The following is a 20,847-nucleotide window of genomic DNA, read 5'->3' as shown; positions in this document are numbered from 1 at the left end:
TGATTATTCAGTTGCAATTTTTAATTTCAGCGCCGTCAAGTTGAGTATTTGCTCAACCACTTCATCGATAGTTAATGAGGTAGAATCAATCACAAATGCGTCATCAGCAGGTCGTAATGGAGCAACAGCTCGGTTACGGTCGCGATAATCGCGCTCTTTAATTTCGCTTAAAATTTGCGCGATGCTAACATTAAACCCTTTATCTTGCAACTGATTAAAACGGCGCTTAGCGCGTTCTTCAGCGCTCGCATCTAGGAATATTTTCACTGGTGCGTCTGGAAACACCACGGTTCCCATGTCTCTACCATCAGCGATCAAACCAGGGGCTTGTAAAAAAGCTTGTTGACGAGCAAGTAGTGCCGCACGTACTTGTTCAATTGAAGCGACTTCAGAGGCAGCTTGTCCTACCACTTCAGTACGTAATTTATCGCCAATATTTTCGCCACTTAATAAAGTATCTACACCACTGCCATTAGACACAAAAGATACATCAAGTGTTAAAGCTAATGCAGCTAACGCATCTGAATCATTTAATGGGAGTTGTTTTTTTAATGCTGCAAATGCCAATATACGATACAACGCACCACTATCTAACAAATGCCATTTTAGCTTTTTCGCTAAAATATGGCACACGGTGCCTTTTCCTGACCCACTTGGACCATCAATAGTGATTAAATTTGAAACTGACATTTTGCGTCCAACCTTGTAATTAACTGACGTGTTTATTGACTATTTTATTCTGTAATTCTTTAATCTATTTCATCTAAGAAGTCGCTTAGATCCGCTTGCTCTTGCACTTGTTTATCAGCAGATTGCTGCTTAAGTTCAAAGAACTCATTGCTATCTTTATGCAGCGCATTTATGCGCGACTGAATATAAGCTTCTTTTACAAAAGTATATGAATCAAGTGATTGCTCTACTAATACTTCTTGTCCTAATGCACTTGAGCGGGCATCCAAACCATCAAAAATCCAGATAGTCGCCGTTTGCCACCAAGTAAAGTAAGTCGTTGGGAAATAGAGGTTATCGACAATACTGCCGACTACAATACGTGCGCTGCTTGGCCCTGTAACGGGTACCATTAGATAAGGCCCTTGAGGCACATACCAATTACCTAATACATTACTAAAACTTTCTCTACGGCGCTCTACCCCGCCGTACTTAGCAACATCAAACAAACCAAATACACCGAATGTAGAGTTAAATGCAAAACGGAAAAAAGCATCAGTTGCGTGTTGAAACTCAAGCTGTAGCAAGTTGTTGACTATCGTTGAAGGCTCTTCTAGGTTTTGTACTGCATTATTAATTGCTTCACGACCAGCTTTTGGAACCCAATCAACATAGCTTTCTGTAACTGGTCTATAGATGTAATCATCTAATACGTAATAGTTAAAGTCCCAAACTAAACGGTTAACCGGTTCAATTGGGTCACTCATGTAAGTTTCTTTATTGCCCTGAACAGATTGAGCGAAAGCAGAGCTGCTCACCATTAACAGGAGCGTTGGCAATAAGATTCGTATAAACATATAGATACATCCATATAAATTAAGATTGTTGATTAATAATAATACTAATAGGCGTTGTATCACCTGATTTTACAATATGACTTTGTCCAAACCACTGGCCACTTTGTGTATTCGCAGTACCGTCAGCTGTAATACGTGCTTTTATGATAAATTGCTCATAATTACTGAGTTTATTACCTTCAATCATTGCATTCGCATCAGACAAAAAAACCTGTATTGGAAAAGTATCAATAGCTAACTTAACGGCCGCAATAGGCATAGGGGAGCCATCAACGGCTTGTGCATAAATAAAAATACTGCTGCCGGGCGTATATGATACCTGTTTTGCTAGCGTAATACTGATCTCATATTGTTCTAAGTCAGCCACTGTATTATTTTTTTCTTTTTGTAAGGCCAATTGTTGTCGAGCATAGGCGATACTGTTATTTAAAACGCGTGATTGCTCGCCGCTACTATCGCTCAACAAAGGCAAAACGGTTTGCCAACGTTTAATCGCAATTTCAAAATTCTCTTGCTGTAACGCCAAAAGACCATACATAGACCAAGCTTGATAGTTTTCAGGATGCTGCTTTAAAAAGTTTTTAAGTTGCAATTCAGCTCTAGCCTTTTCATATTCGTCACCAATTTTCATTTTTAATTCAATCGATTCAAGTACAATTTCAGTATTCAGAGGTTGAGCAGCAACAGCTTTATCAATTGCTTCTATAGCAAGTTGTTGATCATTAAAGATACTGCCTAAACGGCTGTATAAAACCCACCCCTTTACATCACCGGGTTGATCGACTAGATGAGTTCGCAATCCAATCATTAGATCTTGCAGATCTTTCTGTTCTGGTTCAGTTGCATTATCTCCAAATAACTTTTGATAAACATCGGGATAGCGTTGTAAGGTATTTTGCCATTCACTCACCTGTTTGAACGACCCAACAGACCAATATAAGGCAATACTAGCAATGATTAAAAATGCGACACCAGGTAACCAAATTAATTGATTAGTGTTAGTTTTAAGTTGGTGGTTATCATCAATATCATCGAGTAAGTTGTATTGTAACTCGGCGACTATACTTTGTTTATCTAACACTACTCCTTGTGCTAGGTCGTCTTCAACTTCCTGTAAGCGGAGGTCGTAGAGATCATGATTTAATTGATTACGACGTTGTTGATTAACCTCAGTCATTTTTCTATGGCGGATAAAAGGCACCAAGATTAACCCTGAAAAAACCAATAATAATATCATGATAATAATTACAAGGGAGGTGATCATTTTTCTATTCCCTTAGTATGCTGCTTTAATAGAGAGGCAAGCTTTTGTTGCTCCTGTGGTGCTAACGCAGCCTGTTTGGTTTTGTTCTTTTTCACTTGCTTGAATAAAATTAACAACCCACCAATGACAAACAATAAAGGACCTAACCACAAAAAAATAGTCGCAGGTGTTAACGGAGGATCATAGCGAACAAAATTCCCAAAACGAGCCACCATATAATCTACTATTTGCTCTTTGCTTTGCCCTTGTTTAACTAATTGATAAGCCTTATTACGCAGATCTTTTGCCAATTCAGCATTGGAGTCGGCAATATTTTGGTTTTGACATTTCGGACAACGCAATAATTTAGTTAATTCATGGAAAGTTTGCTCTTGCTGTACATTATCAAACTCAAAGGTATCAATAGCTGCTTGAGCAGAGTGGGTTGCTAAAGTAATTAGCGAGATTAACAACCCAATATAAAAGAACATATGACGGATAGTAATCATTGCATCTCCTCGTAAATAGAAGATAACTTATCATTCCACACCTGTTCATTAAGGTCACCAACATGTCGGTAACGAATAATGCCGTGGCTATCAATTAAGAAGGTTTCAGGCGCGCCATACACACCTAGATCTAATCCTAATAAACCGCTTTCATCAAATAGACTGATTTGATAAGGATTATGTAATTCGTTCAACCAACGGATCGCTTTTTTACGGTTATCTTTGTAGTTCATACCAACGATATATAAACCTTGATTAGCTAATTTATTTAAATAAGTATGCTCTGCATAACAAGTTGGGCACCATGTAGCCCATACGTTAAGCAGCATTTTCTGACCTTTAAAAATATCAGCATTGTATTGTTTATCCTGGTCGAAGATATCTTGTAGTGTAAACTGAGGTATCGGCTGACCAATTAACGCTGACTCTAATTTACTAGGATCACTGCCTTTTAATAATGGGGTAGCTAAAAAAACAGCACCAATAATGAAGATAACAAAAGGCACTAACAACATTAATATTCGACGTTTGTTAAGCATTTTGTTCTCCAGTTTCATTTTTAGAATCTGTTAATGGCTGTTTTTTGGTTCGATAACGTTTATCACAGATCATGATAAAGCCAGCCAACGCCATGATTAACGGCCCTAACCAAATCCAACGAATAAACGGTTTATAATAAATGCGCACAGCCCATGCACCATCAGGTAATTGCTCACCCATGGCAATATAAAGGTCCCTAATAAAGCCGGCATCAATGGCTGCCTCAGTCATCGGCATACGCTGTACTGTGTAAATGCGCTTTTCTGCGTTCATTACCGCTATTTTTTGTTGGTTATGTAATACAGAAAAGGTACCGACTGTTCCCACATAATTTTGACCATTAAGCGCACTAATTTGGTCAAAATGAAAATCATAATGTTCAAATCTAATGTGCTCTCCAACCGCTAATTTGACATCTTTTTCAATGGAATAGTTTTGCGTCATGGTAATGCCTATGATCATTACTGCTAATCCCAAATGCCCTAAACTCATTGCCCAGTGACTATTGCCTAATTTAGTAATACCGATAATAAATGAATAACGATGAGTTGAACGTAAATAGATTTCATACCCCACACTGACTATGATCCAAAAGCCTAAAAATACGCCTAACATCGCTAACCAGGTTAATGCAGGGGCAAAAACAAACAAAAAAACAAGGCTCGAGCAAAGGCTAAGTAAAAGAATAATTAATATAGGCTTAACTAATTCACTTAGCTTTTGACGTTTCCAACGAAATAGCGAACCAATACCAAGAAATAACGCAAAAGGTACAATTAAAATAGTAAACATACGATTGAAAAAAGGTTCGCCAATAGAGATGCTACCTAACCCGATTTCTTTGTGTACTAAAGGCAATAACGTCCCTAATAACACCACGATCAATGCAGCGATTAGCAAAATATTATTCAACAAAAGTAAACTTTCTCGTGATGCTAATTCATAACGTCCACGGCTTTTCACTTTAGATGCTTGTACTGCATACAGAAGTAACGCTCCGCCGATAACTAAAATCAGAAAGCTAAGAATAAATAAACCACGAGTAGGATCACTAGCAAAGGCATGTACAGATACGAGAACACCAGAACGTACTAAGAAGGTACCTAATAAACTTAATGAAAATGCACTTAATGCTAATAATACCGTCCACGACTTAAATACGCCTCGCTTTTCACTCACCGCTAAAGAATGAATTAATGCAGTACCCGCTAACCAAGGCATAAAGGATGCATTTTCAACGGGATCCCAAAACCACCAACCCCCCCAACCTAGTTCGTAATAAGCCCACCAACTGCCTAATGCAATACCTACGGTTAAAAACATCCAAGCAGCCATGGTCCATGGTCGAGACCATTTAGCCCATGCACTATCTAAACGTCCTTCTAATAATGCGGCAATAGCGAAAGCAAAGGCTACAGAAAACCCCACATAGCCCATATATAACATAGGAGGATGAATCACTAACCCAAAGTCTTGTAATAACGGATTTAAATCACGACCATCAATTGGGAAATACGGTAGCGTTCGTTCAAAAGGGTTAGAGGTGAGAATAACGAAAAGATAAAAACCAAAAGCCAGTAAGCCTAATACCGCTAATACACGCGCCATAGATTCAACAGGTAAGTTTTTGCTCATTAATGCAACGGCAATACTCCAGGTTGCTAATAAGAAAACCCAAAGTAATAGTGAGCCTTCATGCGCCCCCCACACTGCAGATAATCGATAATACCAGGGTAAAGCTGAATTAGAGTTAGTGGCAATGTAGCTCACACTAAAATCATTAATAAAGAAAAGGTAAGCTAAAATAACAAAAGAAATAGCCACTGCAATAAACTGTAAAACAGTAAACATTTTAGCGCTACGAATAGCTCCTTGATGACCAGTGCGTACACCATACAATGGGTAAACCGTCTGTAATAAGGATAATATACATGCCAGTATTAAAGAAAATTGGCCTATCTCAGGAAGCATTAATATTGCCCTTTTATTGTTCGGTTTTTAAATTAGACATACCTTTAACAGCATCAGCTACTTCGGGCGGCATGTAATCTTCATCATGTTTTGCCAACACTTCAAAAGCATCAACACTATTTTTACTTTTTAAAGTGCCTTGAGCAACGATACCTTGCCCCTCTCGAAACAGATCTGGCAAGATCCCATCGAAATACACAGTCACTTGTCCCGCTTTGTTGTCTACTAAATCAAAACTCACCTTCAGACTATCAGGGTCACGCTTCACCGAACCAGTCAAAACCATACCGCCAACACGTAAACGTTGTCCTATCTCAGGTTTAACACCGGTTTCATTTTTCCCCTCTAAAATCTCATTAGGAGTATAAAACAGGTCGATATTCTGTTGTAAAGCAAACAGAGTTAAGCCCATTGCCAAGGATAAACCAAAGATCAAAGAGCAGGTAATCAATAAACGTTTTTTACGCCTAGGATTCATAAACTATGCTCTCTATTATTAGCTGCTTTTATGCGTTTTTCACGTTGAAGGCGTTGCTCTACTTGCTTCAATATTTTTTTACGGGTCAATACGCTATGGGTAATTAAGGCGATCACACTGACGATAGAAACCCCATAGGCTAGCCAAACATAAAAGCTATATCCTCCCATTGCAATAAAATCTGAAAATGATGTAAACGCCATATTAACCTCGCCCTTTAATTTGCACTAACTTAATCACCCAAGCTCGGTGTTGTTCTCTTTGTAATAACTCACTACGAAAACGATATAAGATCATAAACCCCAGAAAAGTGGCAAAACTAAAAATCATAATTAGCAGAGGAATTAGCATTTCAGTAGCAATAGAGGGCTGTTCAAACTTCGTGATTGTGGCACCTTGATGCAAGGTATTCCACCACACCACTGAAAAATGAATAATCGGTAAATTAATGACCCCCACTAAAGTTAAAATAGAAGCCGCTCTACCTGCTAATACTTTATCGGAAAATGCATTATATAAAGCGATAATCCCCATATAAACAAATAACAAAATTAACTCAGAGGTTAGTCTCGCATCCCAAACCCACCACGCGCCCCACATTGGTTTCCCCCATGCAGCGCCTGTAAATAATGCAATAAAAGTATAGATAGCTCCAACAGGTGCGGCAGCTGCAACAGCCATTTCAGCTAAACGTAGCTGCCAAACAAGGCCAATAAAAGCGGCAATAGCCATAGTTGAATAAGCGGCCATCGCCATCATGGCAGCGGGAACATGAATATAGATAATACGAAAACTATCACCCTGCTGGTAATCAGCCGGAGCAAATGCAAGCCCCCAAACAATGCCAATGATGAAACTCGGTATTGTTAATACCAGAAACCACGGCATCAACTTACCCGCTAGTGCATAACTGTGCTCAGCTTTGGCGTAAGGATGTAACCACTTCCACATAATTAAATCTCTAATTTAAACATAGTTAACTGACACTGACCCGTAATGCGGCGGCGATAGCAAAAGGCGCTAAGGTAATTGCACCTACTAACATAGCTAATAACAGAGCGATAAATCCTAAGTATGATTGCCCAAAAGAGGCAGCCTCAATAGCCATGGTAGAAAAAATTAAAATAGGAATACTAAAGGGCAACATGATTAAACTCAACAATATTCCACCTTTACGCAAACCCACAGTTAATGCAACCCCAATAGCGCCTAATAGACTTAATATTGGTGTTCCAATGAGTAGCGTTAGAAAAAGTGCACAAAAAGCATCCATCTTTAATGATAAAAAAACCGCTAATAAAGGAGAAACTAGTAAAATAGGCAAACCTGTTAATACCCAGTGGCCAAATATTTTAGCGCTGACTAACCAAGCCAATGGATAAGGTGAAAGCATCATTTGCTCTAGTGACCCATCGATGAAATCATCTTTAAAAAGGCGCTCAAAAGAAAGTAATGCAGCTAATAATGCCGCTACCCAAATAATACCGGGCGCAATACGAGATAATAAAGTGGGATCAGAGCCTAAACCTAAGGGGAATAAGGTCACCACAATAACAAAAAACCAAATTGGATTTAAAATGGCACTTTGATGGCGAAATGCAGCCAATAAATCTTGACGAACCACCTGCACAAAAGCATCAAACATATTGTTCCTCTTCAGCTGGCGCACTTAATCTTAGTTTTTTATAAGCTGATTCAGGTATAGATAGCTCATGATGTGTGGTTAAAACAATGGCTCCACCTTGCTCTGCGTGCTTAATGAGACGTTTTTCAAGCACCTGAACGGCATGTTTATCAAGGGAAGTAAAAGGTTCATCAAGTATCCATAATTTACAATCAGTGATATACATTCTAGCTAACGCAATACGTCGTTGTTGTCCCGCAGAAAGCTGTGCAGCTGGGACATACTCGTAACCAACTAACCCGACCATAAGCAATGCTTCAAATAGGTCTGCATCAGCTTGTGTAGAATATAAACGTTGAAAAGATTGCAGATTTTCTAGAACGGTTAATTCAGGTTTTATCCCAGATTTATGTCCTAGATAAAGGAGTGCTTTATAATAACTTTCTCGTTGTTTGATGATGTTTTCTTGTTGCCAATAAATATCACCAGAATAAGCTGAGGACAAGCCCGTCAATAAGCGTAATAAACTGGTTTTACCCGCGCCATTAGGCCCTTCTAGATGTAATATTTCACCAGCAGAAAGCATGAAGTTTAACTGTTTAAACAAAACACGTTGTTCTCTAACACAAGTTAAGTTTCTGCACTCAAGCATTAATGCTTACCCTTATTAAAAGACAATCAAAATAGCAGAGGATCCTAACATAGAAAACACACATGAGTAACTATCAGCAAGGGCTAGTAACAGTAAGAAAAAGTATGAGTATTATAAGAGCAATGATAAAAGAAAACCTAAGTGAGGTAATATTGAGTTAAACACTCAAAAAATAGCGTAATTAATGGGCCACTCTGCAGCCAATAAGGTCGAAGTGAATGTGATTAGCCAACTTGTTTGTGATTAATCACACAATTCACTATCTAAATAATAAACTGCCTAAAAAGCTATTAAGTGCTGCTTCAGAGGTGTATAGCCATTATTTACGATGTAAATTTAATAATAACTCAGCCTCTGCACGTGGTAATTCACATTCCTGCATTAACTCTTCAATACTCGCTCCTAACTCAACCATTTTAGTGGCACGGGTATAGAGTCTATTTTCAGGCGCAGAAGCCACTAAGTCTACTTGATGCTCTTGTATCTTATTTACCGTATGATCAAGTTGCTTTAACTTTTTACCTAAGCCTATTGCTCCAGAGTGCACCTCTGAAAATTGCTTTTTATTACTTTCTTGCTGCGCTAATAGAGACTTAACCAGTATTTCAAGACTACGGTTTTTCTTATTTACTCTTTTCAATAAAAAAAGCGTCGTAGCAAAACTCACAATGACTAACAAAATAGCTAGCCAAGGAATATATTGTATAAACATATGCACCTAATTTAGGTAATAATCACTTACAGTAAATGTAGCTCATCCCATTCGTCATCAGTAAGTAATTTATTAAGATCAACTAAAATTAATAAACCACTATCACGATTACATACACCTTGGATGAATTGTGAGCTTTCTTCAGTCCCCACATGCGGCGCAGCTTCGATCTCTGATTTCTTCAAGTACACCACTTCAGCAACACTATCTACTAAAATACCGATAACTTGCTTTTCTGCTTCAATAATTACAATACGAGTACTATCAGTAATATCAGCAGGCATTAATCCAAAACGAGTACGTGTATCGATAACAGTTACCACATTACCACGAAGATTAATGATACCTAATACATACTGTGGTGCGCCAGGTACGGCAGCAATTTCAGTATAACGTAAGATTTCTTGCACTTGCATTACGTTAATACCGTAGGTTTCGTTATCTAAAAGAAACGTTACACGTTGTAAAATTTCATCGTTAGACGTTTTATCTGACAAACTAGATTCTCTATTCATTTTATCTCTACTTAAAATTATTGGTTAATTAAATTCAGCTTAAAAATTTAGCTGCGAATGTCCATTCCCTGATCTAATAATTTCACTAGCTCTTCAGCATGGATTAAAGCACACATTTTTTGCTTAACCATCCCAGCGAGCCATGGTCGTGAGCCTTTTTCCTCACGCCATCTAATTTGGTCTTTATTTAGCGTTTCAGTGCCAATTAACTTTTCACAAGATAAACCCCAAGCGGTACTACCTAATAAAATAAAATGGCTATATTGAAGATCCTCAGCATTTTTGTCTAATTGTAACCAAGATGCCGTATCAACGATGTTGTATAGCCTTTCATTATGGCTCATCACGCCACGAAACCAAGCTGGCTTACCCATTAAAAAGTTAAGTGAATCACTTAACTGATAAATCCCGCCTAAATCAGTTAACGGAATAGCAAAAGTCACCTGATTTAATTCGAAGAACAAAACTTGAAAATTATCTTCAACCTGAAGATTTTGCCACTGCTCAGCAGGTGCTGGTTCCTCTTCATCACTGGCTTTTTCAACGCCTACAATAGACTCAGAAAAAACCAAGTTCTTTGGTAATGTTGATACATCCACAGGAATAGGATCTGCAAACTCTGTTTGCTTGTTCTCTGGTTGCTCTGTAGCTTGGTCATCTCGAAGCATTGAATCAAAATAGTTTTTCATTGCTTCGTTGTTGTTATTCTTCATCTAATTATGCTCGGTTTGTAACAAATAATTTAACAAAGTTTCATAGGCAAATGCCCCTCGACAGTTCTTTGTATACTGCGAGATTGGTAGATGCGCTAAACTCGCATCTCTGAATTTAGTATCGATTGGAATGACACCTTTCCATACTTTGCCCTGATAAGTTTTTTGTAAATCATTTAACGTATTAATTGACGCTCTGGTTCGTTTATCAAACATAGTAGGAATAATGCAATAATTAAAGTCATTGCCCTTAGAATATTGCATTATTCCCAAGGTTTGTACCATTCTTTGTAAGCCCTTTGAGGCTAAAAACTCAGTTTGTACTGGGATCAAAATACGTTCGCAAGCAGCTAATGCATTCACCATCATTACCCCTAATACAGGAGGACAATCTATCAATACAAAGTCGTAATCATCTTCTACTAATTTTAGTTGTTTCTTTAAGAACAACCCCATCCCTTCTTGGTTTCCTAATACTCTATCCAAGGTAGCTAATGACATAGAAGCAGGAATCAAAGAGAGGTTATCAATTTCCGTTGGTAAAATAAGTTGTAATAATCCAGACCGAGTTGTTGCTGGGTCTTGAAACAAATCATATAAACTAACCGGTAACTGGTCTGAGTCATATTGTAAATAACTGGTTAATGATGCATGTGGGTCCGTATCAATTAACAATACACGGTAACCTCGGTCTACCAATAATCCTGCCAGTGAAATCACAGTCGTGGTTTTACCTACCCCACCTTTTTGGTTTGAAATCGTCCAAATTTTCACCTTCACTCCTGCCTTGTTGTAATGATGAGTCGCCCATCTGGACGGTATATTTCACGAATTTCATCGCTATCTGGTGTTACTACACGTGGAACCTCTGGCTCTACTACTTCATTATTTTTACTTTTATTTTCAACCACTTCCTTTTCAAATACAGCATATTTAGAAATGGCAATCACAACTCGTCGACTTTTAAGTTTATCCTCAACACCATTCTCATTGATAACAGGCTGAAATTTCCCATAGGCTTCAATCACCATGCGGTGTTGACCCACACCTTGCTCACTCAATGCTTTTAATACACTGATTGCTCGCATGGCTGACAATTCCCAGTTCGATGCATATATTTCATTAGAAATATTATCTGGGTCTGTATATCCACGAAGCCTAAGCATATTGTTAACCGGTGATAAAACGTTAGCTATCTGTTTAATATTACGTTTTGCACCATTTAATAAAGTATGGCTAGCATTAGCAAATAACAAGGGGCCACTCATTTCAATGGTTAACCAATCACCATTTAAGTCGACACTAAATGCCCCACTTTCTAATTCTGTTTTTAATGCTGATTCTAAGGATAACTGTAACGCTTGTAATGACTTCCCGGTATAAGTTTGTGCAGGGCTAGATAGTTGTTCACTTTCAAGCTCACTTACATGCCCTAATGCAAAATCTTCTCCGTCACTGAGTAAAGCTGGCCCAGTATTCTCTTTTATATCATTACTGCGTTTAGTTAAAATACCATTCGCATTCGACCCACTATGTGGTGCCTCGACAAATTTGCTCGCTTGCTGAATAATTTCAATTACCTCTTGATACTTTTCTTCATTATTCGAAGAGACTGCATACAAAACAACAAATAGCGCAAACATCAAAGTCATATAATCTGCATAGGAAACCGTCCAACGATGGACATGATTACTATGCGCTTTATGTGCGTTACGTCTATGATAAATAGGCATTAGTAAACCGCTCTAGCTAAATACCCATGTAATCGACGCTCTAGTAACAAGCTATTTTCACCATGTGCAATGGCAATCACACCTACCATGGTCATTTCGTTAAATAACGCCTTATGCTGGTAATTCAAACGTATTTTGTTGGCAATCGGTAAGAACAAAAAGTTTGCAAAAGCCACACCATATATAGTTGCGACAAATGCAACAGCAATGCCTTGACCTAACAGCTCAGGTTGGTCAAGAAACGCCATTGCTTGGATAAGGCCTAATACGGCTCCGATAATTCCTATGGTCGGGCTGTAGCCTCCCATTGCATCGAAGACTTGAGCACTGCGCTCATGTTGGTCCATTTCTAATTCAATTTCTTGCTCTAAGATCTGTTGTAAATCAACCGGATCACAGCCATCAATGAGCATTGCTAGGGCCATTTCTGAAAAATGATCTAAGCCTTCATTGTTTTGCTTTTCTAAACTTAACAACCCTTCTTGTCGCGAGATGACTGACCAACGTTTTATTAATATTATCTGCGTATCCAACAGTACCGATGGTTTTGCAAATAAACTTAACAATTGTTTAAAGGCATGACTTAATTGCTTGAATGAAGATTGAATTAAAATGGCACCTAGTGTGCCGCCAAAAACAATCAAAAATGCAGCAAAATCAAAGAGGCTACTCAAAGGGGCATCATGATAAAGCTGTGCAAAAACAATGCTTACAGCAATAACAATAAAACCAAGTAGCCCTATTTTACTCATGCTTTAATTCCACTAATATCCGTTGAGCAACTTGATCTAATGGTATTGACTCTGTTGCAATGCCTGCCTTAGCAACCGCTTGAGGCATACCATAAACAACACAACTTGCTTCATCTTGCGCCCAGATTTCAGCACCTTTATCTTTCAATAAACGAGCGCCATCTCGACCATCCGCTCCCATACCAGTCAAGATAACAGCTAATACTTTGCTGCCGTAAGATTTAGATAATGAAGCAAAGGTAATATCAACACTTGGTTTATAGTTTAATGCTTCATTACCTGGGTGTATTTTAATTTGGCCATTCGGACCAATTAACATCTGTTTGCCACCTGGTGCTAAATAAGCACAGCCAGGCTTTAAAATATCCCCCGTAGCCGCTTCTTTAACTGATATTTTACAATTACTATTGAGTCTATCAGCAAAGGCTTTGGTAAACGTACCCGGCATATGTTGAACTAAGACAATAGGTAATTTAAAGTGTGCCGGTAAAGCTGTTAGTATTTTTTGTAATGCAACGGGGCCTCCCGTTGAAGTACCAATCGCTAACACATTATAATTCTTACCAGATGCTTTATGGCGTTTAATAGGTGATGGCTTAGCAGTTAGTTCACTGCGATCGTTGATCGTTGATAAACGGTTCAAAGTAGGTTTTACAACCGTACTTGTGTTACTAGTTAGCGTTGGAGATGCCTTCGCTGTAATCCCTGATTTTTTATCAGCAACTCGCATAACACGACGTTTAGCAATTTGTTGAATACGCTGCTGTAGTAACGTTGTCGCTTCTTCTTTATCGCGAGCAATATCTTCAAACTTTTTAGGTAAAAAGTCACAAGCACCTGCTTCTAAAGCATCTAACGTAGCACTCGCACCTTGGTGAGTTAATGATGAAAACATTAAAATAGGTGTCGGAGCGACATCCATTATTTTTTGTACCGCTGTAATGCCATCCATTATCGGCATTTCAACATCCATGGTAATCACATCAGGTTTGTGTTTGAGTACCATCTCAATAGATTCTTTACCGTTATTAGCCGTCGCGATAACTTCTAAATGAGGAGATGCATTGATAATCTCACTTACTCGACGACGAAAAAAATTAGAATCATCGACTACTAACACTTTGATTGCCATTTACAGTTCCTTTATGCGTAATGCTTTAATAAGCTAGGTAGATCTAAAATCAAAGCAATACCACCATCACTAGTAATGGTTGCACCAGCCATCCCAGGTGTACCTGATAGCAATTTATCTAAGGCTTTAATAACGACTTCTTCTTGTCCTAATAATCCATCCACTACAAATGCTACTTGTTGGATACCAAGTTGAACGATAACAACATGTCCTAAGCCATCCGCTTTCTCATTACGAGGTGCTTGTGGCGCGAGCCAATCTCGTAGATAAAATAATGGTACGGCATGATCACGAATTACTACGGTTAATTGTCCATTGACCACATTAGTTTTTGCTAAATCAAAATGGAAAATTTCATTTACGTTAGTTAAAGGTAATGCAAATGTTTGATTCGCGACTAACACCATTAAGGTCGGCAAAATCGCTAAGGTTAGCGGGACTTTAATCTCTAAACGTGTGCCTTTACCAATTTCGGAGTCGATAGAGATGGTACCGTTTAACTTAGTAATACTGGTTTTAACCACATCCATGCCAACACCGCGGCCAGAAATATCCGATATTTCTACTTTAGTAGAGAAACCTGGCGCAAAGATAAGTGAATAAGCATCTTTATCAGTCATACGCTCGGCCGCATCTTGATCTAAGATGCCTTTACCGATAGCAATTTGTTTTAACTTCTCTGCATCCATACCAGCGCCATCATCTTGGATAACTAGCAAGATATGATCACCTTCCTGTGCAGCTGATAGTAAGACTCTACCTTGTGTTTCTTTACCTGATTGCATTCTAATTTCAGGCATTTCAATACCGTGGTCCACAGAGTTTCGCACTAAATGCACCAATGGATCGGCTAATGCTTCCACTAGATTTTTATCTAAATCGGTCTCTTCACCCACTAAATCTAAGCGAATATTTTTTCCAAGTTGACGAGCTAAATCCCTGACCACACGAGGAAACTTACCAAATACCTTTTTAATAGGTTGCATTCGGGTTTTCATCACAGAGCCTTGTAGATCACTGGTAACGATCGCCAAGTTAGCTACTGCCCGAGATATTTCTTCATTTTCGGAGGTAGATTCTAGACTCACTAATCTATTACGAACCAGTACCAGTTCTCCAACCATATTCATGATTTCATCAAGGGTACTTGTATCAACACGGACGGTTTGTTCTGCTTGAGGTTTAACAGGTACTTTTGCAGCTGGCTTTTTCTCAGCTGCAGGTTGAGGTTTAACTGCTGCTGGAGTGGGTGCCGCTTTAACAGGTTCAGACTGAGTAACTGAAGGAGTAGTTTTAGGTGTTTGTTTGACTGTTTCCTGTATAACAGGAGCAGCCGTATTCATTTTACCTACACCATGTAATTCATCTAAGAGAGACTCAAATTCATCTTCTGTAATTTCATCAGAAACAGGTGCTGGTTTTTCAACCTTAGGAGCACCACTATGAGTTCCTTTACCATGAAGTTCGTCTAGTAAATTCTCAAACTCATCCTCACTAATTTCATCACTGGCAACGTTTTCTGGAGCTTTATCAGCCTTTGCAGGTTTATCTCCATGCTTACCGCTACCATGAAGCTCATCTAGCAGTGATTCAAATTCATCTTCTGTAATCTCATCACTAGTGGCTTGATTTTCTGGTGTTGAAACCACAGGAGTAGGGGAATGTTTGCCTGCTCCATGTAAATCATCTAATAAGCTTTCGAACTCATCTTCTGTAATTTCATCACTTACTGCCTGTGCAGGGGAATCAGCGTCAGGTTTAGTGTGTAATTCATCTAATAGACTTTCGAATTCAGCTTCGTTAATGTCGTCAATACTACTTCCAGTAGCTTGCACCGTTTCTGCAACAGGTTCAGGAACTTCATCGACAATAGGCTCAGCAGTTTCTGCTTCAGGCTTACTTAATCGGTGTAATGACTCTAAAATATCTGAAGAGGCTTTTTCTGCAGCTTCACCATTTTGTACCGCAGAGAACTGTTCATTGATAATGTCTAATGCAGCTAAAATGGTATCCATTAACTCAGAATCAACTGAACGGGCTCCTTGACGTAATCCATCAAATACATTTTCAGCACCATGGCATGTTTCAACCAGCTCAGTTAATGATAGAAAGCCTGCTCCTCCTTTAACGGTATGAAAGCCGCGGAAGATTGCATTTAATAATTCAACATCATTTGGATTATTTTCTAATTCAACAAGTTGTTCTGAGAGTAACTCTAGAATCTCTCCTGCTTCAACTAAAAAATCCTGCAGGATCTCATCATCTACTTCAAATGTCATTTCCTAGTTCCTTTAAAATCCTAAGCTTGAAAGCAGGTCATCTACGTCGTCTTGTCCGTTGACAACGTCAGTACGGGATTCGGCATCAATAATTGGCCCTTCCGTTTTAATAGTATTCTTCGTTTCTTTAACTGAACTTTGTTTTTCAACAGAAGAATCTAACTCACTTTGTTTACTGCATACTTTTAGAATAACCACTAATTTCGATTCAATTTCTTGTACTAGTTCGATCACGCGGTTAATAATTTGACCAGTTAAATCTTGGAACTCTTGTGCCATTAAAATTTCAGTTAATTTATCGCGTAACTGATTTGCACTCTGTTTCGAATAATTTAAAAAATCATCCACTGAATGACACATTAATTTAAACTCACCTAAAGCTAAATCACGAGTCATTAGATTGCTCCAACTTGGCATAACCTCATCCAAGTCATTAATCAACTTATCAGTCACAGGTAAACAATGATCAATTGCATCCATAGTGGTATTGGCTGCTTTGTCAGTCATTTCAATAACGTAATTCAAACGATTTTTTGCATCAGGTAAATCATGACCAGCTAAATCTAATAAACGCGTATCATTATGAAAACTTAGTAATGCTTCATGTAACTCACGGGTTAACTCGCCCACTTGCCCAAACAAGACGCTTTCAGTGGTATTAAAATGTTTAACACTTTCTACAATTTTATTAGCATCTTCTATTTGGTCTGCTTCTAAATGTGCAACTAAGGCTTTAGCTTCTGAAAGTGATAGGTGTGGCATTACATTATTTGCCATACTTAACTCCTTAAATTAAGCTAAACGCTCAAAGATTTTGTCTAATTTTTCTTTCAATGTACCTGCAGTAAACGGCTTAATTATGTAACCGTTAACACCAGCTTGTGCAGCTTCAATGATTTGCTCTCGCTTTGCTTCTGCAGTTACCATTAATACTGGAAGATGTTTTAAATTAGGGTCTTTACGGATCTCTTTTAACAGTTGGATCCCTTCCATAATTGGCATATTCCAATCAGTTACAACAAACTCGAAGTCACCGTTTTTTAACATCGGCAACGCCGTGTGACCATCATCTGCTTCAAATGTATTGGTAAAACCTAAGTCCCTTAATAAGTTTTTAATTATCCTTCTCATTGTCGAAAAATCATCAACAATTAAAACCTTCATTTCTTTATTCAAAATATTCCCCTAGAACAAAAATCTACCTATATCTATATATATGTTATATATAGATAAAAATTGCAAAAAAATACATTAATTTTTTAAATTATCTTTAGCTCAACACGATAATGTGAGCCACTACAGATAATTACCCCTTAATAGTTACATTTTAGCAGAGTTAACTTTAGATTTCAGTTTATGCAAAGCTTGGCTAAGAATTTGACTGACGCGAGACTCACTCACCTCTAAAATTAACCCTATTTCTTTTAAATTTAATTCTTCGTCGTAATACAGAGATAATACTAATGCCTCTCTTTGTGGAAGAGTCTCTATCATCTCAGCTAATTGCTTTGTAAATTGGTTTTCAGCAACATTATCAAAAGTGCTATCTGCTGTTGCACTAGTTTGTGCGAACATATCATTAGGATTGGGCAAATCCTCATAAGCTACTAATTTGGCACAATTTACGTCTTGTAACATTTTTTGGTATTCACCCAGTGTTACTTGCAAATAATTGGCCACTTCTACTTCAGTTGCACTTTCACCCGTTTGCTTTTCTACCGCATCAATTGCTGCTGCAATGGTACGACTGTTCTTGTGAACGGAACGAGGAACCCAATCTCCTTTACGCATCTCATCAAGCATCGCACCGCGAATACGAATACCGGCAAATGTCTCAAAGCTTGCGCCTTTAGTTGCATCAAAATTACGCGCGGCTTCTAATAAACCGATCATGCCAGACTGCACAAGATCATCGACTAATACATTAGCAGGCAATCGAGCCATTAAATGGTATGCAATTTTTTGTACTAACTCTGAATGACGACCAATCAAATCAGATGTATCAGATTGATATCCCTGCGCTTTAATCACTTATAAACATTCCCGCTTTAGTTATTATCTATAACAGCTATCTATAAAAGTTCTTTAATACTTTCATCGTTATCGTTTAATAATAATTTTTCAATGAAAAACTCTAAATGTCCACCCGGTTGATGTGGGATCGGCCAATCAGTGGCACGGTTTGCTAATGCTTTAAATGCCAAAGATGCAGGGGTTTTAGGGAAGGCATCAACCACAGTTTTTTGCTTTCTAACAGCTTGACGCACATTGCCATCAAAAGGAATACAAGCAACCAGCTCTAAAGAAGCATCCAAAAAACGATCTGTTACTCGGGTAAGCTTAGTAAAAAGGTCTTGTCCTTCACGGAGACTGCGTACCATATTCGCGACGATCTTGAAACGATACACACCATTTTGCTTACTTAGTATCTTAATCAATGCATAGGCATCGGTGATAGAAGTAGGCTCATCACACACTACCATCAACACATCTTGCGCAGCTTGAGCAAAACTAACCACCATATTTGAAATACCAGCAGCGGTATCAATTAATAAGATATCAATAGGCGTTTGTAATGAACTGAATGCTTGAATCAATCCCGCATGTTCAACATCTGTTAATTCAACCATAGATTGCGTACCAGAAGTTGCTGGGATGATCATCACCCCTTCTGGACCATGAACAATCACTTCGTCTAACGTACATTCACCAGATAACACATGAGAAAGATTTTTAATTACTCGGATACCCAATAAAACATCGACATTTGCTAGTCCTAAATCGGCATCAAGTATCATTACTCGCTTACCCATTTTTGCAAGCGATACAGCCATATTAAGCGTTACATTAGTTTTACCTACGCCGCCTTTACCGCCAGTTACTGCAATAACTTTCACTTGGTGATTTGCCATTCGTCTTAACCCGCTTGCTTGATCTGCCATCATCTTACTTACTCATTATTTAAATTAATTAAACCAACATATTATGTACTATAACACCGAAATTAATCGTCTGTATTGCTATACCATTGATGTGACTCTTCTTGTTGCTGGTTTTCCATCATTGTTAACGTATCACTGATTAAACTTTCCACTTTTGCTATTTCAATATCTTCAGGCACTCGCTGCCCAGTTGTGATATAACTAATCGGTAAAGCATGCTTCATTGTGACACTTAATACTTCACCTAAACCTAGACTTTCATCAATTTTAGTTAAGATACATCCAGATAACGGAATGCGTTTAAAGTGCTGTAATGCTTCTTCAACTACACGACGCTGCGCAGTTGATGGAACCACTAAGTAGCTCTTAATATTCACGCCACTGCTACTCATTAACGTTTCTAGCTGTTCTGAAAGACGAACATCTCGTTGGCCCATGCCAGCAGTATCAATCAACACTAAACGCTTTTCTCTAAACTGATATAAAATTTGTGATAATTCATCGGCATCTTTGGCAACTCTGACTGCGCACCCCATGATTTTACCGTAGGTCGCTAACTGTTCATGTGCGCCAATACGATATGTGTCAGTAGTAATTAAAGCCACTTGTTCTGGCCCATATTTAATGGCAAATTGTGCAGCCAACTTGGCGATTGTCGTTGTTTTACCCACCCCAGTAGGACCTAATAGAGCAATCGCACCACCTTTTAACAGTATTTCATTTTGTCCGATAAAAATTTTATCTTGTAATAATGCCTGTATATATTGTTGCACTTCACTAGAAGAAGCATCTTCAGGTACGTAACTTGCTAAGTTATCGGCAATTTCGTCAGAAAATCCAGCACTATTTAACCATTTAATGATCATTGCTCGAACGGGCTCTTTTCGCTCCATCTCTTGCCACATTAAACCAGATACTTGATGCTCTAATAACTTACGTAATGACGCGACTTCTTCACTTATTTTTGCCATGCCTTTATTATCTTGAACGCGATTTGCAGAAGCGGTTTGTTTTACCGATGCGTGACGCGATTCTTGACGATGCCAATTCTGCTGTTCAGCTAATGTTGGAGGTTGTGAAGGTTCAGCTTTTTTAGTTTGTTTCTCCATTTCTTCATTAAAAGAGAAACTCGGTAATTCACTACGCTTTTTAGGTGCAGGCTTTTTATTCTGCTGAGCATTGACCTTACCAAAAAACGAGTTAAGTGATTTAGCAAAATCCTCACCACTTTCTTTACGATTACTACGAATACTGTTGGGTAATTTAATTTTAGGAGCACTCTTTTCAGCTCCTTTTGAAGATAACTGCACGCTATCTTCCTTAAGCTGCGAAAAGCTATCTGTTTTTTCTGATTTTGGCTCTGCAGCCTGAGATTGGTAATCAACCGCAGCGACTATTTCAATACCACCGACTACTTTTTTATTAGACATAATCACCGCATCAGGACCTAATACTTCCTTAACTTCAACCATTGCGGTACGCATGTCTTTTGCAAAAAATCGTTTAATTTTCATTGATTACAACCA

General features: G+C 38.4%; 24 protein-coding genes. All 24 read right to left on the bottom strand.

Going from position 1 to position 20,847, the window contains the following annotated elements; genetic code table 11:
- Positions 1–3: 3 nt before the first annotated feature.
- The 24 genes from cmk to flhF all read right to left on the bottom strand — a co-directional run bounded on the left by cmk (position 4) and on the right by flhF (position 20,835).
- Positions 4–690: a (d)CMP kinase gene (gene cmk / locus AC0L3W_RS16490; RefSeq protein WP_290038978.1), complete on the bottom strand. Its 687-nt coding sequence runs from the start codon at positions 688–690 to the stop codon at positions 4–6.
- A gap of 59 nt (positions 691–749) precedes the next feature.
- Complete coding sequence (locus tag AC0L3W_RS16485) at positions 750–1,526, bottom strand: MlaA family lipoprotein (RefSeq protein WP_290038977.1); 777 nt, start codon at positions 1,524–1,526, stop codon at positions 750–752.
- A gap of 19 nt (positions 1,527–1,545) precedes the next feature.
- Positions 1,546–2,790, bottom strand: coding sequence for a c-type cytochrome biogenesis protein CcmI (gene ccmI, locus AC0L3W_RS16480; RefSeq protein WP_409440024.1), 1,245 nt, complete (start codon positions 2,788–2,790; stop codon positions 1,546–1,548).
- Positions 2,787–3,278, bottom strand: coding sequence for a cytochrome c-type biogenesis protein (locus AC0L3W_RS16475; protein WP_290038975.1), 492 nt, complete (start codon positions 3,276–3,278; stop codon positions 2,787–2,789). Before AC0L3W_RS16475 ends, ccmI begins: the two co-directional genes overlap by 4 nt.
- Positions 3,275–3,817 (bottom strand): DsbE family thiol:disulfide interchange protein, encoded by a 543-nt coding sequence (locus AC0L3W_RS16470; protein WP_290038974.1) that lies wholly within the window; start codon positions 3,815–3,817, stop codon positions 3,275–3,277. The genes AC0L3W_RS16475 and AC0L3W_RS16470 overlap by 4 nt, the downstream gene beginning before the upstream one ends.
- Complete coding sequence (locus AC0L3W_RS16465; protein ID WP_409440025.1) at positions 3,810–5,789, bottom strand: heme lyase CcmF/NrfE family subunit; 1,980 nt, start codon at positions 5,787–5,789, stop codon at positions 3,810–3,812. The genes AC0L3W_RS16470 and AC0L3W_RS16465 overlap by 8 nt, the downstream gene beginning before the upstream one ends.
- Positions 5,790–5,802: 13 nt before the next feature.
- Positions 5,803–6,267, bottom strand: a complete 465-nt coding sequence (gene ccmE / locus AC0L3W_RS16460) for a cytochrome c maturation protein CcmE (protein ID WP_290038972.1) — start codon at positions 6,265–6,267, stop codon at positions 5,803–5,805.
- A complete protein-coding gene (gene ccmD, locus AC0L3W_RS16455; RefSeq protein ID WP_290038971.1) occupies positions 6,264–6,470 on the bottom strand; it encodes a heme exporter protein CcmD in 207 nt (68 codons plus the stop codon). The genes ccmE and ccmD overlap by 4 nt, the downstream gene beginning before the upstream one ends.
- A gap of 1 nt (position 6,471) precedes the next feature.
- On the bottom strand, positions 6,472–7,218 hold the full coding sequence (gene ccmC / locus AC0L3W_RS16450) for a heme ABC transporter permease CcmC (protein ID WP_409440026.1): 747 nt from the start codon (positions 7,216–7,218) through the stop codon (positions 6,472–6,474).
- A gap of 25 nt (positions 7,219–7,243) precedes the next feature.
- A complete protein-coding gene (gene ccmB, locus AC0L3W_RS16445; RefSeq protein WP_290038969.1) occupies positions 7,244–7,912 on the bottom strand; it encodes a heme exporter protein CcmB in 669 nt (222 codons plus the stop codon).
- Positions 7,905–8,543 (bottom strand): cytochrome c biogenesis heme-transporting ATPase CcmA, encoded by a 639-nt coding sequence (ccmA, locus tag AC0L3W_RS16440; RefSeq protein ID WP_290038968.1) that lies wholly within the window; start codon positions 8,541–8,543, stop codon positions 7,905–7,907. Before ccmA ends, ccmB begins: the two co-directional genes overlap by 8 nt.
- 319 nt (positions 8,544–8,862) lie before the next feature.
- Positions 8,863–9,255 (bottom strand): DUF2802 domain-containing protein, encoded by a 393-nt coding sequence (locus tag AC0L3W_RS16435; RefSeq protein WP_290038967.1) that lies wholly within the window; start codon positions 9,253–9,255, stop codon positions 8,863–8,865.
- A 26-nt stretch (positions 9,256–9,281) separates the two neighbouring features.
- Positions 9,282–9,770: a chemotaxis protein CheW gene (locus AC0L3W_RS16430; protein WP_290038966.1), complete on the bottom strand. Its 489-nt coding sequence runs from the start codon at positions 9,768–9,770 to the stop codon at positions 9,282–9,284.
- 47 nt (positions 9,771–9,817) lie between these two features.
- A complete protein-coding gene (locus AC0L3W_RS16425; protein ID WP_409440027.1) occupies positions 9,818–10,483 on the bottom strand; it encodes a chemotaxis protein CheW in 666 nt (221 codons plus the stop codon).
- A complete protein-coding gene (locus AC0L3W_RS16420) occupies positions 10,484–11,257 on the bottom strand; it encodes a ParA family protein (protein ID WP_290038964.1) in 774 nt (257 codons plus the stop codon).
- 2 nt (positions 11,258–11,259) lie between these two features.
- Positions 11,260–12,216: a flagellar motor protein MotB gene (locus AC0L3W_RS16415; protein WP_290038963.1), complete on the bottom strand. Its 957-nt coding sequence runs from the start codon at positions 12,214–12,216 to the stop codon at positions 11,260–11,262.
- A complete protein-coding gene (locus AC0L3W_RS16410) occupies positions 12,216–12,968 on the bottom strand; it encodes a flagellar motor protein (protein ID WP_409440028.1) in 753 nt (250 codons plus the stop codon). The genes AC0L3W_RS16415 and AC0L3W_RS16410 overlap by 1 nt, the downstream gene beginning before the upstream one ends.
- Positions 12,961–14,100 carry a protein-glutamate methylesterase/protein-glutamine glutaminase gene (locus AC0L3W_RS16405; RefSeq protein ID WP_290038961.1) on the bottom strand — a complete coding sequence of 380 codons (1,140 nt, stop codon included), beginning with the start codon at positions 14,098–14,100 and terminating at the stop codon, positions 12,961–12,963. The genes AC0L3W_RS16410 and AC0L3W_RS16405 overlap by 8 nt, the downstream gene beginning before the upstream one ends.
- Positions 14,101–14,111: 11 nt before the next feature.
- The gene (locus AC0L3W_RS16400; protein WP_409440029.1) at positions 14,112–16,379 is read right to left on the bottom strand and encodes a chemotaxis protein CheW; all 2,268 of its coding nucleotides are present in this window, start codon (positions 16,377–16,379) and stop codon (positions 14,112–14,114) included.
- Positions 16,380–16,391: 12 nt separating this feature from the next.
- On the bottom strand, positions 16,392–17,156 hold the full coding sequence (locus tag AC0L3W_RS16395; protein ID WP_290038959.1) for a protein phosphatase CheZ: 765 nt from the start codon (positions 17,154–17,156) through the stop codon (positions 16,392–16,394).
- A gap of 15 nt (positions 17,157–17,171) precedes the next feature.
- On the bottom strand, positions 17,172–17,555 hold the full coding sequence (gene cheY / locus AC0L3W_RS16390; protein ID WP_290038958.1) for a chemotaxis response regulator CheY: 384 nt from the start codon (positions 17,553–17,555) through the stop codon (positions 17,172–17,174).
- Between the two features lie 144 nt (positions 17,556–17,699).
- Positions 17,700–18,410, bottom strand: coding sequence for an RNA polymerase sigma factor FliA (locus tag AC0L3W_RS16385; RefSeq protein ID WP_290038957.1), 711 nt, complete (start codon positions 18,408–18,410; stop codon positions 17,700–17,702).
- 41 nt (positions 18,411–18,451) lie between these two features.
- The gene (locus AC0L3W_RS16380; protein WP_290038956.1) at positions 18,452–19,324 is read right to left on the bottom strand and encodes a MinD/ParA family protein; all 873 of its coding nucleotides are present in this window, start codon (positions 19,322–19,324) and stop codon (positions 18,452–18,454) included.
- A 59-nt stretch (positions 19,325–19,383) separates the two neighbouring features.
- Positions 19,384–20,835 (bottom strand): flagellar biosynthesis protein FlhF, encoded by a 1,452-nt coding sequence (flhF, locus tag AC0L3W_RS16375; protein ID WP_409440030.1) that lies wholly within the window; start codon positions 20,833–20,835, stop codon positions 19,384–19,386.
- Positions 20,836–20,847 lie beyond the last annotated feature (12 nt).

This window comes from Psychromonas sp. KJ10-5, assembly GCF_055808325.1.
Note: the sequence above shows the minus strand (reverse complement) of the source record. Positions and strands in the feature narration are given on the sequence as shown.

Excerpts from the sequence above, each read along its gene's own strand:
- AC0L3W_RS16485 (WP_290038977.1), bottom strand. The coding sequence starts at position 1,526 with ATGTTTATACGAATCTTATTGCCAACGCTCCTGTTAATGGTGAGCAGC.
- ccmD (WP_290038971.1), bottom strand. The coding sequence starts at position 6,470 with ATGGCGTTTACATCATTTTCAGATTTTATTGCAATGGGAGGATATAGC.
- AC0L3W_RS16430 (WP_290038966.1), bottom strand. The coding sequence starts at position 9,770 with ATGAATAGAGAATCTAGTTTGTCAGATAAAACGTCTAACGATGAAATT.
- cmk (WP_290038978.1), bottom strand. The coding sequence starts at position 690 with ATGTCAGTTTCAAATTTAATCACTATTGATGGTCCAAGTGGGTCAGGA.
- AC0L3W_RS16400 (WP_409440029.1), bottom strand. The coding sequence starts at position 16,379 with ATGACATTTGAAGTAGATGATGAGATCCTGCAGGATTTTTTAGTTGAA.
- ccmE (WP_290038972.1), bottom strand. The coding sequence starts at position 6,267 with ATGAATCCTAGGCGTAAAAAACGTTTATTGATTACCTGCTCTTTGATC.
- AC0L3W_RS16470 (WP_290038974.1), bottom strand. The coding sequence starts at position 3,817 with ATGCTTAACAAACGTCGAATATTAATGTTGTTAGTGCCTTTTGTTATC.
- AC0L3W_RS16465 (WP_409440025.1), bottom strand. The coding sequence starts at position 5,789 with ATGCTTCCTGAGATAGGCCAATTTTCTTTAATACTGGCATGTATATTA.
- ccmC (WP_409440026.1), bottom strand. The coding sequence starts at position 7,218 with ATGTGGAAGTGGTTACATCCTTACGCCAAAGCTGAGCACAGTTATGCA.
- AC0L3W_RS16395 (WP_290038959.1), bottom strand. The coding sequence starts at position 17,156 with ATGGCAAATAATGTAATGCCACACCTATCACTTTCAGAAGCTAAAGCC.
- AC0L3W_RS16475 (WP_290038975.1), bottom strand. The coding sequence starts at position 3,278 with ATGATTACTATCCGTCATATGTTCTTTTATATTGGGTTGTTAATCTCG.
- AC0L3W_RS16425 (WP_409440027.1), bottom strand. The coding sequence starts at position 10,483 with ATGAAGAATAACAACAACGAAGCAATGAAAAACTATTTTGATTCAATG.
- AC0L3W_RS16410 (WP_409440028.1), bottom strand. The coding sequence starts at position 12,968 with ATGAGTAAAATAGGGCTACTTGGTTTTATTGTTATTGCTGTAAGCATT.
- AC0L3W_RS16380 (WP_290038956.1), bottom strand. The coding sequence starts at position 19,324 with ATGATGGCAGATCAAGCAAGCGGGTTAAGACGAATGGCAAATCACCAA.
- ccmB (WP_290038969.1), bottom strand. The coding sequence starts at position 7,912 with ATGTTTGATGCTTTTGTGCAGGTGGTTCGTCAAGATTTATTGGCTGCA.
- ccmI (WP_409440024.1), bottom strand. The coding sequence starts at position 2,790 with ATGATCACCTCCCTTGTAATTATTATCATGATATTATTATTGGTTTTT.
- ccmA (WP_290038968.1), bottom strand. The coding sequence starts at position 8,543 with ATGCTTGAGTGCAGAAACTTAACTTGTGTTAGAGAACAACGTGTTTTG.
- flhF (WP_409440030.1), bottom strand. The coding sequence starts at position 20,835 with ATGAAAATTAAACGATTTTTTGCAAAAGACATGCGTACCGCAATGGTT.
- AC0L3W_RS16405 (WP_290038961.1), bottom strand. The coding sequence starts at position 14,100 with ATGGCAATCAAAGTGTTAGTAGTCGATGATTCTAATTTTTTTCGTCGT.
- AC0L3W_RS16435 (WP_290038967.1), bottom strand. The coding sequence starts at position 9,255 with ATGTTTATACAATATATTCCTTGGCTAGCTATTTTGTTAGTCATTGTG.
- AC0L3W_RS16415 (WP_290038963.1), bottom strand. The coding sequence starts at position 12,216 with ATGCCTATTTATCATAGACGTAACGCACATAAAGCGCATAGTAATCAT.